Origin of the sequence: Shimia sp. R9_1, from assembly GCF_017743775.1 — a bacterium.
Classification (GTDB): domain Bacteria; phylum Pseudomonadota; class Alphaproteobacteria; order Rhodobacterales; family Rhodobacteraceae; genus Shimia.
The window spans coordinates 32,859-46,945 of the sequence record NZ_JAGHRN010000008.1 but is presented as its reverse complement, the minus strand read 5'-3'; the positions used below and the strand labels follow the sequence as shown (position 1 = coordinate 46,945).

Here is a 14,087-nt window from a genome sequence, read left to right as displayed (position 1 = left end):
TTAAAGTCGCGGGATCAATCGTCCTGAATGGCGGCCAGCGTCTTGTTCATCCGTGCTTTTCTGATCCGCATGATGATCATGATCATCGTCAGGATCAGGATCGTCAGTGAAATCGGGCGCTGGAAGATGATCCAAAGGCCATCATTGTCCAGCAGCATGGTTTGACGCGCTGCGCGCTCCATGCCGCCGCCGAGAAGCAGGGCGATCATGAAGGCGGGAATATTATAGTGATAGCGCCGGAACAGATAACCAAGGACGCCGAACACAACCATGATCCACACGTCAAACAGTGACGAGTGCAATACGTATGCCGACGAGACCGAAATCATCAGGATCAGCGAATAGGTAATCCGCGCAGGCACCGCCAGAATGATCCGTCCGATCATCGGACTGAACCAGAAGCCCACAACAAAGTAGGCGACGATACAAAACAGACCGGCACTAAACAGCGCATAGATCAGGTTGGCGTCTTCGGTGAATACCTGTGGCCCGACGGTAATTCCGTGGATCAGCATAGCCCCGGCCAGCAACGCCGCTTGCGTCGATCCGGGAATACCCAGTGTCAGCAGCGGGATCAGGTTTGCCCCAGAGGTTGCGTTGTTGGCAGCCTCTGAGGCGGCAACGCCCTTGACCTCGCCATTGCCCCAATCGTCATCCGGTTTTGCCTGACGTCTTGCCTCGCCAAACGACAGAAAGGACGCGACCGATGCACCGATGCCGGGAAACATTCCGACGGAGGCGCCGATGAACATGGACCGTATGATTGTCGGCAGTACTCGCAGATAATCCGTCAAACCAAAACTGTCGTCGGGTTTGCTGACCTCTTCTTTCCGATCTTTGTGCGAGGTCGCTCCAAAGTCCTTGACGTCAAAGCGATGGAATACTTCGCCGACGACAAAAATCCCGATCAATGCCGGAACCAGCGGCAGACCATCCATAAGCGGCAGTTGATCAAACGTCATGCGCAGGTTACCCGAGATCGGGTCGAAGCCAACCAAAGCCATGGTGATACCAAACAATGTGCTGATGATGCCTTTGATCATCGATTCACCAATGATTGATGAGATCACGACAAAAGCCATGATATAAATCGTCACCAGTTCCGGCGGGCCGATTTTTACAGCATAGACCGCCAGATAGGCCGCGCCAAAGATCAGCAGACACTCCGAGAAGAAGTCACCGGTTGCCGAAGCCGCTGTGGCCGCACGCAGCGCCTTTACCGGGTAACCCTTCCGCGCCAGCGGATGACCTTCGATCATGGTCGCAGCCGCAGAAGGAGTCCCGGGAGTATTAAAGAGAATTCCGGGGATCGAGCCGCCGAAATCCGATGATTTTGAGATCGTGTACATCAGGATCAACGCGATCAGCGGATCCAGATAGAACGAGAAAGGCAAAAGCAAAGCAACAGCCGTTGTCCCGCTGAGCCCGGGCACCGCGCCGACGAGAATACCCGCAACCGAGCCGACGATGGCGACAAATACAGCGCTGGGGCTGGTGATGAACGCTGACATACCATTCAGGAATGGAGACATTTTCTATTTCCTTTTGATCGGTCTTCAGTTGCGTTCAAAACGCGGCAAAGAAATCGCGGCGCCATGTGGGCACCTTGTCGTTCAATCCGGTTGAAATCAGCGCGCCGTCGCTTTCGGTGATGCCCAGGACAAAGAAGAACAGCAGGTAAGAAAACAGTGTGAAGCACAGCGCGAGCGTCACCTGCTTGCGACCGAATTCGCCGGTAAACAGGCTGATTGCGACGAAACCTACGATGGCCGTTGCGATGATGTACTCCGCGGCCCAAAACAGGATTGGATAGGAACAGCCCACCAAAGCAATCAGGACACCGCGCCGCGTCATGAAGGGCAAATAGGCGTCCGGGTTCTCGCGTTCTTCACGGCTAGCGCGCGCAGATGGTGATAGCACAACCACTGTCAGCAAAATGACCGACAACACGATGATGGCCAATGCGAAGGCAACTCCGCTGTCTTGGGCAATGCCAGCCAAGCCACCGACGGACAGCAGATCATATGCGCCTGCCAGAAAAACGATGATCATGAAGAGCCCGAACAGGACCTCTCCGTCAAGCCACTTTGGCATTGTTCCCTCCCTATTCTGATGACTGTAGGCAGCTTACCTGCCTACAGTCCCTACACATCAGCGCGGTCAGAGTGAGCCCGCAACCGAGTCGGTCGTCGGACGCCACGCTTTCATGAGGTCTTTCATGTGTTCATGCGTCTCGGCACCGTCCATAAAGACGACGTTCAGGTTGGCGTTCTTGACCTTTTCCTGAGTGGCCGGGTCATCGATGGCGAATTTGAATGCCGCCGTCAGCTCTTCGACAACCTCATCAGGCGTGTCTTTCGGCGCCAACACGATGTAAGGCGCGGGCATGGCGACGAACTCGGTGTTCTGTTCAGCGAAAGACTTCATGTCGGGAGCTAGACCATCACGTTCCTCGGCCATAACACCGATGGCGCTCATGGTGTCGAGGTTGGCAAGATAGTGGTGCGTGCCGACCACGCCAAAGGCGACCTGGTCGCCGATGATTGCAGCACGAGCAGGTGCACCGCCAGCAAACGGCACGTCCTGCACCTTGTCCTGCAAACCGTTTGCCAGCAACCAGCTTGTCATCGCCACATCGGTGATCGAGCCCTTGCCGGTATGCGCCCAGCGGAGCTGTTCGCCCGCCGCATCCGCGTCCAGGATGGCTTGTTTCAGATCAGCAACCGAGTTCAGGTTGCGCGCCTTGGGTGCAACAACAGCGAGGTTTGCTACAGCAACATGCGCCACCGGTTTGAAGTCATTCAGAACGTCCACTCCGGTTTCCTTGACCATGGTAGCGATCATGGCTGAGCCCGAGATCATCACGACAGTCTGGCCGTCCGCTTTTGCAGGTTTGGTGAACTTCAGGCCGATCAACTGCCCTGCGCCCGGACGGTTTGCAACGACGATGGGTTGATTGTCCAACGCTTCGGTCAATGCAGGCGCAAAGATACGCGAGAGCGTATCAAGACCGCCGCCGGGTTTTGCGCCCACAACGATTGTCACCGGGCCGTTTGGGAAATCGTCAGCGGCCGCCGCCGCCCCTGACATGGCTGCCAGCGCGATGCTCGCACCGGCCGCTAGGCCTTTGAAAGTTCTGTACATGGTTCACTCCCTTGGTTGATCTTTCCTGATTTGCGGTTGAAGTAGGCATCCGCGAAGCGGGTGAGTTTATGCAGGATGTCGTCGAAGAAGATTTTGCCTGCCTCGGCACTGAACGGCACGTTTTCACCATTGATTTTTGCGTCTTCGCTGATGTCTTCAGCGTAGACTGGCAGGTTAATGTCGAGGTCTTCGAACTTGCCCTGATGCATGGACATCAGCGGAATCCCAGTTAGCTCACCCTTCCCGGAGCGGTGCACATCTTTCTGTTCCGGGCAGTCGTCCGGAAACAGGTAACGGCTGAGCGAGCCCATCGGCTCGGTCCCGTGGCCCTTGGCGCGAATGCCAAGCTGAGGATGCGCCCTCTCCCAGATTGCGTCGTCGAACTTTCCCCAGACATTGACCGAGGGTATGACAAGACCATGCTTGTCGCGGGCCAGCCGAAGCTGATTGGCGATGATAGCAGAATTGCCCCCATGCCCGTTCAGAACAAGGATATTCCGCGCACCATCACGAATGAGGCCATTCACGATTTCCGCGAACACCGCGGCAAAGGTCTCAGCCGACAACGCGATCCCTCCCGGCACGTTCTGGAAATATGTGGCATGACCAAAGGGCAGCGTGGGCACTGCAATGCAATCTGAAGTAGAGGCGAGACGCTGTGCCAAAGCTTCCACCAGCCGATAATCACCCATCGGGGTAGATCCGCCATGCGGCTCGGTCGATCCGACGGGGATCAGAAAGGGTACGTCCGAGGCAAAGGCGCGGCGTGCGTTGGGGGCAGTGGTTCCGGCAAGCATAGTCATGACGAAGCCCCGACATTCACGCCATGTTGAGCAACCAGTTCATCTGCACCGGACAATGCACCCAAAGTTGCACCTGCTTGCATAGCAGCCCGACGTTGAGTGCTTGTGCTTTCCTTTGCCGCCGCAGCCATGGCAAGCGCAGGGGCTTCGGCGCGCGGAATGCAGATGACGCCGCTTTCATCGGCCATGATCAGGTCGCCCGCATGCACCACCACACCGCCGCAGTTGACCGAAAGGTTCAGGCTGCCGGAAGGGCCCGTTCGCCGCGTTGTGATCGGCGAGACGCCAGAGGACCATACCGGAAAATCATGTTCGCGGATTTCGTCCGGGTCGCAAATCGGGCCATCGACAATGGCGCCCGCTGCGCCTGCCCGCATAAGAGCGTATGCCACATTGCCTCCCAGGCAGGCCAGGCGTGTGTCGCCTGCACGATCAATCACGACGATATCACCTGGCCGCACGCGCCCCGATGCATAATGCAACAGCGTTGAATCCGGAGTGGGCAGCCGCAGCGTAATGGCCGTTCCCACAATGCGCTTGTCAGATTGACGCGGGGTGATGTGGCGATGGTCCAGAAAACCGCTCCAGGTCAGGTGACCGACCGTTGCAACGGATACGCTTGACAACATCGCCAAGATTTCACTGCCGATCTGGTCCGGCATGGGGGCAATTTGGTAGCGCTTACTCATATGTTCGAACATTTTCATTATTTCGATGATTGTGAAATATGTATCAGATATAAAATATTCGGTCAATAAATTCAAAATCGACTATTCTCTGATCCCCGATCGCATGTTAAAAAAGAAAAATGCGTAGTGATATTCTGCCCCCCTCAACGACCTCTGCCGCCAAAGAACCCATAACGAACCGGATTTATGATTCGATTCTCGAAGACATTCGGTCTGGAAAACTTGAACCGGGACAAAAGCTTAAGGTTCGTGAACTGACGTCCGAATATGGTGGCAGTACCGGCTCATGCCGGGAAGTGTTAAACCGGCTCTCTGGCGAACGTTTCGTGCAAACGAAGGGCATGACTGGTTTTAGTGTTCGCGATCTTTCCTCGCAGGATCTGGTGGAAGTGCTTGATCTAAGGGATCAACTCGAATCGCAGGCCTTTGTGCAAGCAATCCAGCATGGCGATACCGAGTGGGAAGAGCGTCTGGTTCTGGCGTTTCATCGCCTTGAAAGGGAACGCGTTCGCGAGGGAACCTCTTTGATCGAGCGGGAGTACTATCATAGGGAGTTTCATCTGGCCTTGATCGGAGCGCACACATCTGAATGGCATCAATTCTTTATCCGCACATTGAGCCTGCATTCTGAACGGTATCGCCGCATTCTACTGCCCAAGAGGATCTTCGAGCCGGAATACGTTCGCGTGGTCGATGAGGAACATGAGCTGATCATGCGCCTCGCGCTGGAACGTCGGGCCGAGGAAGCCGCCGAAGCACTTAAAAAACACCGCTCAAGGTCTCGAACCGATCTGCTGATTGCATTGGAAGGTCGCTAGCAGCGGGCCTGAACTGCTTGTCGATACACCTTATAAAGTAAAGCTGAAGCCATGCCCCTGCCACGCATTGCCCTGATCCACTTCCACTTGGAAAGCAACCGTGCTGCGCCGTTAACCGAGCGCTCGGATTTTGCGGCCCAAGGCTTAGCCATCGGCGAAGACTTCGCTCAAGATCTTGAGAAGCGGCCGGTATTGGCATCCGCTGGTATCAGAGGGTTCCAAGAGGATTTCGGGGATTTTGAACCTGTGCCGGTTTTTGCGGCATTCGCAGGTGCGGGCGGCATGATGGATGGCGCGTTTTTCGACGAACTTTTGCAAGCGGTGCGGGACCGGCTTCCGTTTGACGTCGATGGTGTCTATCTGGACGCGCACGGGGCCTGCATCTCAACCAATGACGAAGACCCCGACGGGACGCTGATTTCTCTGATCCGCGATATTGTCGGGCCGAACACGCCGCTTGTGGTGACGCTGGATTTGCATGCCCATGTCAGCCAGGCCATGATCGCGGGTGCAGACTTTATCGCCGCCTACCGGACCAACCCACATGTGGATCAGTTCGAAAGGGGGCAAGAAGTCGCCCGCGCCATGAAACGGCTTCTGGCCGGACAGCAAACCGGCCGCGCGTTGGTTCGTTTGCCGTTTATTCCGCCTTCGACCACACTGGACACGACCCGCGGGCCTTATGGGCGAATGATGAAAGATGCCGTGGCTCGGGCGGTCGACCCGATCTGGAATGTATCTCTGTGCGCGGGGTTCTCGGTCGGCGATTCGTCGAAAGCGGGCGTGAACGTCACCGTTACGGCTGACACTTCTTCCGTGGCGCTGAAAACGGCGCGCGAAATCGGTCAGACATTTTGGGACGACCGCGAAGAGTTTCAGACTAATCTAACCTCAATTGAAGATGCCATCTCCCTAATGTCGGACGAGCAGACCCCTCGTATTTACGGAGATGTCGCCGACAATCCCGGCGGCGGTGGGCACGGTAACACTATTTCCATTCTGCGTGCGATGCTCGAAGCAGGCGTCGAAAACGCACTTGTCGGTATGCACGTTGATCCGGATCTTGCCGCCGAGGCCGTGCAACATGGCGAGGGGGCAAAGTTCTATGCCGAATTCAATCGCAGCGAGACGGATGCGCAATCAGGGCACCATGTTGCAGAGGTTGAAGTTGTGAAGCTGGCAAATGGTCCGGTCGCGTGCAGACGCGGTCTATACGCCGGAGGTAGTCAGAATCTCGGCCAATGCGCGCTGCTACGCTGCGCAGGTCTATTGATCATTGTGTCAAGCATTCGCCGCCAATTGTGCGAACCTGCCTTCGTCGAGCGCTTCGGACTGAACATCGCCAATTTCAATACCCTCGTCGTGAAATCTCGCGGCCACTTCAGGGCTGGATTCGATGAGTTCTTTAACCCGGCGCAAGTGGTTGAGATCGACGGCCCCGGCCTGACTTCCCCTGAATTGACTCGCATAGATTTTCAGAAAACGCCGCGCCCCATTCACCCGATTGACAACGGCGTAGAGTGGCGCGCCGACGAAGATGGCCTGGTAGCCGGTCAACCCTAACTAGCAAGAAAAAGGTAAACCTGATCCTATGGGCCACGTGACCGCACTTTCCATCGGGCTTGCGGGAGCATTGATCGCCGTTGGGATTGGGTTTCCTCTTCCATGGATGTTGGGCCCGATGGTCTTGGTGACATTGGCCGCCATTGGTGGCGCGCCGGTCAAAGCACCCCTTCAGATTCGCAAAGTAATTATGCCAATACTGGGGGTTATGCTCGGGTCTGGTTTTCACCCCGAGACGTTTGAACAGATCGCGGAATGGGCAGAAACGATTGCCTACATTCCCCTGTTCGTGGTCATGGCATTCTCGGCGGCATTTGCAGTCTATAGATTTATAGGTCGTTTCGATCCTATCACGGCATATTTCTCGTCCGCTCCAGGCGGCTTGAACGACATGATGCTGATCGGAGCTGAAGCAGGCGGTATCGAGCGTCGTATTGCCTTGGCCCATGCCAGCCGGGTGTTGATTGTCGTCTCAAGCATGTCGTTCATCTTCTGGTACTTCTTTGAGGTCCGCTCAACGGGTCAATCCACGCAAAGCGTGGGGTTCGCAGATTTAAGCCAGCAGGACTACGCGCTCTTGATCTCTTGTGCCGTTGTCGGTGCTTTTGTCGGCCCCAAACTTCGCCTCCCAGCGGCGCAAGTTATCGGTCCAATGATCCTGTCCTCGCTTGTGCATCTGGCCGGGCTGACGCAAAGCGCACCCCCTACGGCTGCCGTAAATGTTGCGCAGTTGGTCATGGGAACGGTTGTCGGCTGTCGCTTTTTGAGTGTTCCGATCAGCGAAATCTGGCGGGATATTGGTCTAGCGATTATCGCGACGACGGGCATGATGTTTGCCGCATGCCTTTGCGCAATATTGGTCAGCCAGCAAACAGGTATCGACATCAAGCAGACCCTGCTGACGTTTGCCCCCGGAGGCTTGCCTGAGATGAGTTTGCTGACCCTTGCAATGGGCGCGGATATCGCTTTCGTGGCGACCGCGCACATAATTAGAATTCTGCTGGTGATCGCAGCTGCTCCGATCATGTTTCGAATTTTGAAAATCCGGTCAAGATATTAGCGTAAACTCCGGGATCCGCCCTTACGGCCAGCTAGGTTCAACTTGCCGCGTGCACGCTGCTGATTTGTTTCATCCAATCAAGCTGAACATAAGCAGACGTTCACCCCATCGGCTAGATCGTCCGCATTGCCCGCGTCTCGATGAACTGATCAGCTTGCAGAGAAGGAGCGGTAATGGTGTGGGTGGAATTGATGGCGGTGAACGACCGGAACGGTGATTTGCGCCGCTCCGCAACAACAGGCGTGCCGCATATGCGAGCGGATGCTGCGTCAGCAACGGTGGTGCGAGCAAAAGGCGGGTTTGTCCGCGTTCCAGGCATTAGAGGAACCGTACCGATTGTCCGCTTTTTTGGATTACCATCTGATGGGGTTGCGCGCTGTTTGATCAATTCGGAACTATTCGTCGTCCGACATTTCGTTACGAAACTTCTTGAAATCAAAATTCTCGTCTAGTTCACCAAGAGCCTCAACTTTCCTTTGGATCACTTGTATGCGCTCACGAAGGCTCTGTTTGTCACTATGACTGGCGAGGTGGAACTCTAGTGCGTCGCGAACGACAACGTCATCATCAAGAACGCCTGTCACTTCCCGCAGTTGTCGGACCAAGTCGTGAATTTGGTTTGCAATCTTCTGTTCCATTCCCAACGCCTTGTTGAAACTCATGCAGCAGTAGGCTTGAACGGTCTGGCACCAACGACTCGTCTCCAATCGAGACCTTCAAAAAGCGCTTCGAACTGCGCTTTGCTCATGCTCATCATACCGTTTCGAAGTCTTGGCCATACAAAGCCTTTGCTTTCTATGCGTTTGTACGTCATCACGAGCCCAGTTCCATCCCAAACAATGAGTTTTAGCCGGTCCGCACGTTTTGACCTAAAAATGACCACGGCGCCGCTAAAGGGGTCGAGGTCAAATTCGTTGATCACAATGGACGCCAGACCATCCATACCCTTGCGAAAGTCCACAGGTTCGGTCGCTACGTAGAATTTGAAATTCCCGGACGGTGTAATCATACGTCGTCCTCAAATGCACGGATCAGTGTCGCAAGTTTCCCAAGTGGGTAAGTGGCGGGAAATTGGACTTCGCAACTACCACGCTTGAAGATGATGTTTTCTGACGTGGCTGGGATAGTTTGCTCACGTGAGCTGACTTTAATCTCAGCAAACGACGGCTTGGATTTGGGTCTCAATGTGGAATGCGGACCCAGCGCTTTTTTCTCGGATGCTTTCTTCCACCTAGACGCAGTCTCGTGTTTGACGCCACAGATCTTTGCAACTTCACCGACAGATAAACGGCCAGACTTCATTTTTTGACCCATTTCATCTTTAAACCTTCGGGTCCACAGACGACGGCCATCCTTCCCAACGGGAATAGAGTGACCATAAGCGTGGAAAACATTTTCGATTTTTTGATCACTGGCGAGCTCACCTAAATCTTGGGAATTCATGATGCCTGTATCCTTTTTGAGGCATCATAGACTTCTAGGTGTTGGCTGATGAGTGGTGATTTAGGGGGTCAGATGCAACGCTTACTTTCAATTGACGCCGGAAACGCCGAAGACTGGACCCGCATAGACACCATGCTCGCACGGCTGGACACCTTGCGCTCCGCATTCCCTGACGATCGAGAGATTGTACTTACGGAAACTAAAGCGGCGGTCAACATTTCCAATGCCGCCAGAAACACCAAAGACTGGCCGCGCATAGATACTATGCTCGCACGGCTGGATGTCATAGTCGAACAATTCAGTGCGGATTTAGTTATCGGCCAAAGTAATGAGAATGATCTGACCTTGGGAGATTTGCGACGATATCTGGTCGGTATCAGAAAAAGTGGCCAGACTGATCTGGAGTCATAAAGTCACAACTTGCGGCGTTGTTTGAAACGCAGTCTACCCTTCGAGTCGCCCAAAACGATGAACCTTACACGCTTAGCGCCTTTGCGACATTCGCGAGCGTTGCTTGTCGGCCACACCAATTTCCCGCTCCAATTGCTTCCAGAGTGCTTCCACGGTTCTTGAAGCGCAAACGCGAGGATCGCCTCTTGAGGCGCTAGTGCATTGATCTAAAATGATATTTTTGGTTGCGGGAGCACGCAACCGCCGTTACCGAACTGAAATTAGATGCTGTATTTAAAGAAAAATATTCAAAATGAATGCACCTTACTTACGAAGAGCGGGCTGTCCTTCGAGAGCCAGCCACAGCAAGGTCGTGGAATGTTAAAGCTCGATGACAGTTCACACCCTAAGTCGAAACAATATGCAAAACGGTCTACCGACTAAAATTCAGAGCGATCTTGAAACTAAATGTTTCGCCCTCCAATCCTTTGGGCGCCTTCGGTCCTCTTTTTGCTGACCTGACAGCCACAACGGCGGCCTTGTCGAGCGCCGAAACTCCAGATGATCGCAAGATCTGCGTATTGGCAAAGCGACCATCGCGAGCAACCAATATGCGCACCACAACTCTCCCATTTCCATGATCACCTCTCGGGTACCTTTGGAAGCGCGCTATTTTGTTGCGGATCTTGGCGCCCCAAACGGCTTTAAGCTTGGCCTTCTTGCCTTGTTCTGCCGTGCTAACCGTCGCTGTTGCAGTATTGCCCGCGTTGCTTCCACCGCTGCTACCAGCCGCGCGCTGTTCTTGTCGCCCGGACGAATTTACATCAGCCTTACGCGCTGTCTCTTCCTTTGGTTCCAGCTCTACTTCATCGATTTCAGGACGCTCCTGTTGTTCTGCATCCGGATCTGGCTTTTTCTCATCAACAGGTGACGGTGGCAGCTGAGTCGCTAAAGGATCAATTTGAAATTGGTCTGGACTAGAGTCTTGCAAAGTATGCAAACGCACTTCTGCACGGGGTGCAGAATCCTCCAATCTCGGAACAACAGGCGGCTCCAACATCGGCGTTTCTGATTCCATGACCTCATTTACATCAACGAGCGTCTCTGGGGCCTGTTCCCAGCTCTTTACCATTTCCACGACCGTTGGGGCAGCACCCAAAAGAGAGACCATCTCCTCTCCACCGGAACCAGCCGCTTCCGAACCTGTTTTTGGCACAGTTGCAAAGACAGCGACATGCACTCCAACCGCCACAGATGCAGCGACACAAAACTCTAGGGTCCGCCTCATTGTGGCACCACAATCAACTCAACCTTGGACATGCCTGCAGCTGCAAGATCTGAAAGCGTTTTTGCCGCGATGTTGGAGGGAACACTTTGGTCCGCACGCACGCGAATAACCGAAGCCCTAGCGCTTTGCGCCAGCAGCTTGATTAACGCAGCTTCGCCTTCCTGACCGTCGAAAGACAAAATACCTTCTTCGCTTAAGAATACGACTGCCTCTGCCACAGGTTTCGCATCTATCTTTGCATTTGGTGGCGTAATTTTGAATGGGGTTGGCTCCGCCAAACGTGAGGTCATCAGGAAGAAAATAAGCAGAAGAAACACCACATTAATCATGGGAACGATGCTTTCTCCACGTGCCCTGCGTTTTGGCTTTTCAATCTGCATTGCGCTATTCAACCAAAACGACCGAGGTATAGCCCGCAGATCGCAGCGTTTGAGTGACGTCTACAATGCGTTGCAAAGGTGTTTCAGCACCACCCCGTAAAATAAGTGTATCATTCATCGTCTCGGTCAGCGGTGCGACGGAAGCGACAATATCTGCCACAACAATTCCATTCAACTTGACGTCATTTGAACCAACTTCAATCAAACGTGGTGGACCGGAATAAACGCCGCCTCCCGCAGCAAGCGGCAAACTCAACATGGCGTCGGTGCCAAAACGAGAGGCCAGCATGAAGAATACCAGCAAAAGAAACACCACATCTATCATAGGCGTTAAGCTGGGTTTTCTACGGGAACGAACACTTGGCTCTAAAAACATCTTATTCAGCCGCCACTTTGAGATCAGGCTCCGTGCCAAAGGCTACAAACAGACGTGTGACCGCATCCTCGATATCACGGTGGATACGATCAATGACACTCTCAAACCAAGTCAGAGCCGCGGAAGCTGGAATAGCGACTGCCATACCGGCAGCAGTAGTCAAAAGCGCTTCCCAAATGCCACCTGCAAGCTGTGATGGATCCGCATTGGAACCGGCACTTTGCAGGGCTTGAAAGGCCGCAATCATGCCGAGTACCGTGCCCAGCAAGCCCAATAGCGGCGCGATAGTTGCTATAAGTTCAAGAGCTGAGAGCCCCGCACGCGCTTCAGCCAATTGATTTTTGGCGACACGCGCCGCATCCTCTCTGGCACGATCTTCATCAAATCGCCCCATAGCATTGAGAGTAGCAGTAATTACTTTGGACCGCACGCCGCGCCGGGGGCGCACTATGTCAAGAGACAGCTGAGCATTTCCATTCTCGAAAGCTCGAATTGCCTGATCTGCTTTGCCTCGCGACCATGCTCCCATCAAGGCCAGCTGCCAGATCTTCCAAAGGATCAAAGCCAACGTAGCGACAGAAAGCGAAGCAATTGCCCAAATGCTTGGACCACCGTCGCGCAAGAACTGATAGGCGCTTGAAATCGCGGATTGCGCAACCTCGGTCAGCTCCTGCTGGCGAGTCATTGGCACAATGTCTTCATCCGTTATTGCGGTAAAAGACGCATCATCCATGATCGCTTCGTTCGCCAAAGCGTTTTGTTCTTCATCGGCTCCAATCTGCCTCTGTACAGGTGTGTTCCGATCTGCCGCTTCCGAAGCGCCTACTGAATCCAAATCTGAATTTACGCGCGTTCCAGACCGCACATTTGCACCATTTGATTGCGGAACATCTGGCACGTCATCCGTAACTTCAGATGTGGGTAATACCGAATTTAGGCTTGGCGCATTCGTCTCCACCTGGGGCGCGCTCAATACGGGCGCGGATGCCGTCTCAGAGGCAACTTCGGACCCCAATGGGGAAGTTTGAGACAACGCTGAGAAAGGCAACAGGAGAGCAGAAAGAAGAATAAGAACTCTAGTCATCAACGGCTCCAGTACGTCGCGATATAGTGCTGTTTGGTGTCGATGTTTGCGCCGCTGCAAAAGGCGCGCACTTGGGCAACGTCCTCTTTTTCTGACGCAAACCAAAGCATATGGTCCGCATGATCTTTTTGGTCTGCAATGGCTTGAGCAGCGAGCCCTTCGCCAGCATTCCGCTTTACCCATTCAGGTTTCAATCGAGGATGTTCCGGGAAAATATAACCACAGGCTTCTCCTCCATCAGCCATCACAACAATCTTACCAGTACTGTCTCGTGGTAACCCCTCCAAAAGGCGGGCGACCGCCGGAAATGCCGTTTCATCTGCATAGACCGCAATTCTATTTGTTTTTGGGATACCCCCTCCGCCTGGCCCGGTGAGGCCAATCTTGGAACCTTTGACCGCGGCTTTTGCCCATTCCGTAGTCCGCCCGCCAGCATGCAAAAAAACGTCAAATTCAAGTTCTTTGGCTGCAATATCTGCCCGCCGTACGGTGTAAACCGGTCGGTGCAGCGCCTTGTCCCCTTTCGGCCAAACGGTCACACCCTTTTCATTTACCGTTGGCCATTCCGGTAAGGTATCGCCTACCGCTGGCAAAATTATCCTAAAATGAATAGCGGAATCGACGAAATTTCTAACATCCTCAACGTGCAGCACGACACGCATGAAATCGCCACCGATTGCACGCACTGATTTTACTGTTGCAAATTGGAAGTTAGGGGGATGCCCCTGATGCAAACTAGCATCTGACCAAACAAGCGTTTCAACAAGTTCTGGTGCGAAATGCGAGATGCTTTCTACGAGGCTCTCTTTCAAAATAAATAACGTATCTGCACGTTTTGACATGGCAACGGCTTTTACACCGCCTTTGATATCCTGGAATGAGAGATCCCCGTATTCTGTCGACATCCGGACCATTTTCTCGGTGTTAGTCGACAGAGTTAGATCATGTTCCTCGGCCTCGTGCATGAGCAACCCGCGAACTGCAGCGAACGCCAAGCCCGACAGACTTGTCTCGGCCACATGTGGAAAGAGTGTTTGCTCAGTCATAAG

At 53.9% G+C, this 14,087-nt stretch carries 17 protein-coding genes; 4 read left to right on the top strand and 13 right to left on the bottom strand.

Translation table 11 applies throughout. The features are described 5' to 3' along the window. Positions 1–14: 14 nt before the first annotated feature. The 5 genes from J7399_RS19510 to J7399_RS19490 all read right to left on the bottom strand — a co-directional run bounded on the left by J7399_RS19510 (position 15) and on the right by J7399_RS19490 (position 4,711). Positions 15–1,532, bottom strand: coding sequence for a tripartite tricarboxylate transporter permease (locus J7399_RS19510; protein ID WP_209089134.1), 1,518 nt, complete (start codon positions 1,530–1,532; stop codon positions 15–17). A 34-nt stretch (positions 1,533–1,566) separates the two neighbouring features. Then, the gene (locus J7399_RS19505; protein WP_209089131.1) at positions 1,567–2,094 is read right to left on the bottom strand and encodes a hypothetical protein; all 528 of its coding nucleotides are present in this window, start codon (positions 2,092–2,094) and stop codon (positions 1,567–1,569) included. Positions 2,095–2,160: 66 nt separating this feature from the next. Then, the gene (locus J7399_RS19500) at positions 2,161–3,144 is read right to left on the bottom strand and encodes a tripartite tricarboxylate transporter substrate binding protein (protein ID WP_209089129.1); all 984 of its coding nucleotides are present in this window, start codon (positions 3,142–3,144) and stop codon (positions 2,161–2,163) included. Next, positions 3,120–3,947, bottom strand: a complete 828-nt coding sequence (locus J7399_RS19495) for a creatininase family protein (RefSeq protein ID WP_209089126.1) — start codon at positions 3,945–3,947, stop codon at positions 3,120–3,122. Before J7399_RS19495 ends, J7399_RS19500 begins: the two co-directional genes overlap by 25 nt. Beyond that, entirely contained in the window at positions 3,944–4,711 is a 768-nt protein-coding gene (locus J7399_RS19490; RefSeq protein WP_209089123.1) for an RraA family protein, read from the bottom strand. Before J7399_RS19490 ends, J7399_RS19495 begins: the two co-directional genes overlap by 4 nt. Positions 4,712–4,755: 44 nt before the next feature. On the opposite strand from J7399_RS19490, the gene J7399_RS19485 reads away from it, so the two are divergent. The 3 genes from J7399_RS19485 to J7399_RS19475 are packed head-to-tail and all read left to right on the top strand — an operon-like array spanning position 4,756 to position 8,077. After that, entirely contained in the window at positions 4,756–5,454 is a 699-nt protein-coding gene (locus J7399_RS19485) for a GntR family transcriptional regulator (RefSeq protein WP_209089120.1), read from the top strand. A 51-nt stretch (positions 5,455–5,505) separates the two neighbouring features. Beyond that, positions 5,506–7,017: a M81 family metallopeptidase gene (locus tag J7399_RS19480; protein ID WP_209089118.1), complete on the top strand. Its 1,512-nt coding sequence runs from the start codon at positions 5,506–5,508 to the stop codon at positions 7,015–7,017. Positions 7,018–7,045: 28 nt separating this feature from the next. Beyond that, positions 7,046–8,077 (top strand): AbrB family transcriptional regulator, encoded by a 1,032-nt coding sequence (locus J7399_RS19475; protein WP_209089115.1) that lies wholly within the window; start codon positions 7,046–7,048, stop codon positions 8,075–8,077. A gap of 395 nt (positions 8,078–8,472) precedes the next feature. On the opposite strand, the gene J7399_RS19470 is transcribed toward J7399_RS19475, so the two are convergent. From J7399_RS19470 to J7399_RS19460, 3 genes are read right to left on the bottom strand one after another with little or no spacing between them, the layout of a single operon-like run. After that, a complete protein-coding gene (locus J7399_RS19470; protein WP_209089113.1) occupies positions 8,473–8,715 on the bottom strand; it encodes a type II toxin-antitoxin system VapB family antitoxin in 243 nt (80 codons plus the stop codon). A gap of 20 nt (positions 8,716–8,735) precedes the next feature. Next, positions 8,736–9,086 carry an IS66 family insertion sequence element accessory protein TnpB gene (gene tnpB / locus J7399_RS19465; protein ID WP_209089110.1) on the bottom strand — a complete coding sequence of 117 codons (351 nt, stop codon included), beginning with the start codon at positions 9,084–9,086 and terminating at the stop codon, positions 8,736–8,738. Next, complete coding sequence (locus J7399_RS19460; protein ID WP_209089108.1) at positions 9,083–9,520, bottom strand: hypothetical protein; 438 nt, start codon at positions 9,518–9,520, stop codon at positions 9,083–9,085. The genes tnpB and J7399_RS19460 overlap by 4 nt, the downstream gene beginning before the upstream one ends. A 48-nt stretch (positions 9,521–9,568) precedes the next feature. On the opposite strand from J7399_RS19460, the gene J7399_RS19455 reads away from it, so the two are divergent. Then, positions 9,569–9,931 carry a hypothetical protein gene (locus J7399_RS19455; RefSeq protein WP_209089105.1) on the top strand — a complete coding sequence of 121 codons (363 nt, stop codon included), beginning with the start codon at positions 9,569–9,571 and terminating at the stop codon, positions 9,929–9,931. 412 nt (positions 9,932–10,343) lie between these two features. Here J7399_RS19455 and J7399_RS19450 read toward each other — a convergent pair whose 3' ends face one another. The 5 genes from J7399_RS19450 to J7399_RS19430 are packed head-to-tail and all read right to left on the bottom strand — an operon-like array spanning position 10,344 to position 14,084. After that, positions 10,344–11,150, bottom strand: a complete 807-nt coding sequence (locus tag J7399_RS19450; RefSeq protein WP_348539485.1) for a TonB family protein — start codon at positions 11,148–11,150, stop codon at positions 10,344–10,346. A gap of 44 nt (positions 11,151–11,194) precedes the next feature. Continuing rightward, entirely contained in the window at positions 11,195–11,578 is a 384-nt protein-coding gene (locus J7399_RS19445; protein WP_209089098.1) for a biopolymer transporter ExbD, read from the bottom strand. A 4-nt stretch (positions 11,579–11,582) separates the two neighbouring features. Continuing rightward, complete coding sequence (locus J7399_RS19440; RefSeq protein WP_209089095.1) at positions 11,583–11,954, bottom strand: biopolymer transporter ExbD; 372 nt, start codon at positions 11,952–11,954, stop codon at positions 11,583–11,585. Between the two features lies 1 nt (position 11,955). Continuing rightward, the gene (locus J7399_RS19435; protein ID WP_209089092.1) at positions 11,956–13,038 is read right to left on the bottom strand and encodes a MotA/TolQ/ExbB proton channel family protein; all 1,083 of its coding nucleotides are present in this window, start codon (positions 13,036–13,038) and stop codon (positions 11,956–11,958) included. Beyond that, positions 13,038–14,084 (bottom strand): siderophore-interacting protein, encoded by a 1,047-nt coding sequence (locus tag J7399_RS19430; RefSeq protein WP_209089090.1) that lies wholly within the window; start codon positions 14,082–14,084, stop codon positions 13,038–13,040. Before J7399_RS19430 ends, J7399_RS19435 begins: the two co-directional genes overlap by 1 nt. Positions 14,085–14,087 lie beyond the last annotated feature (3 nt).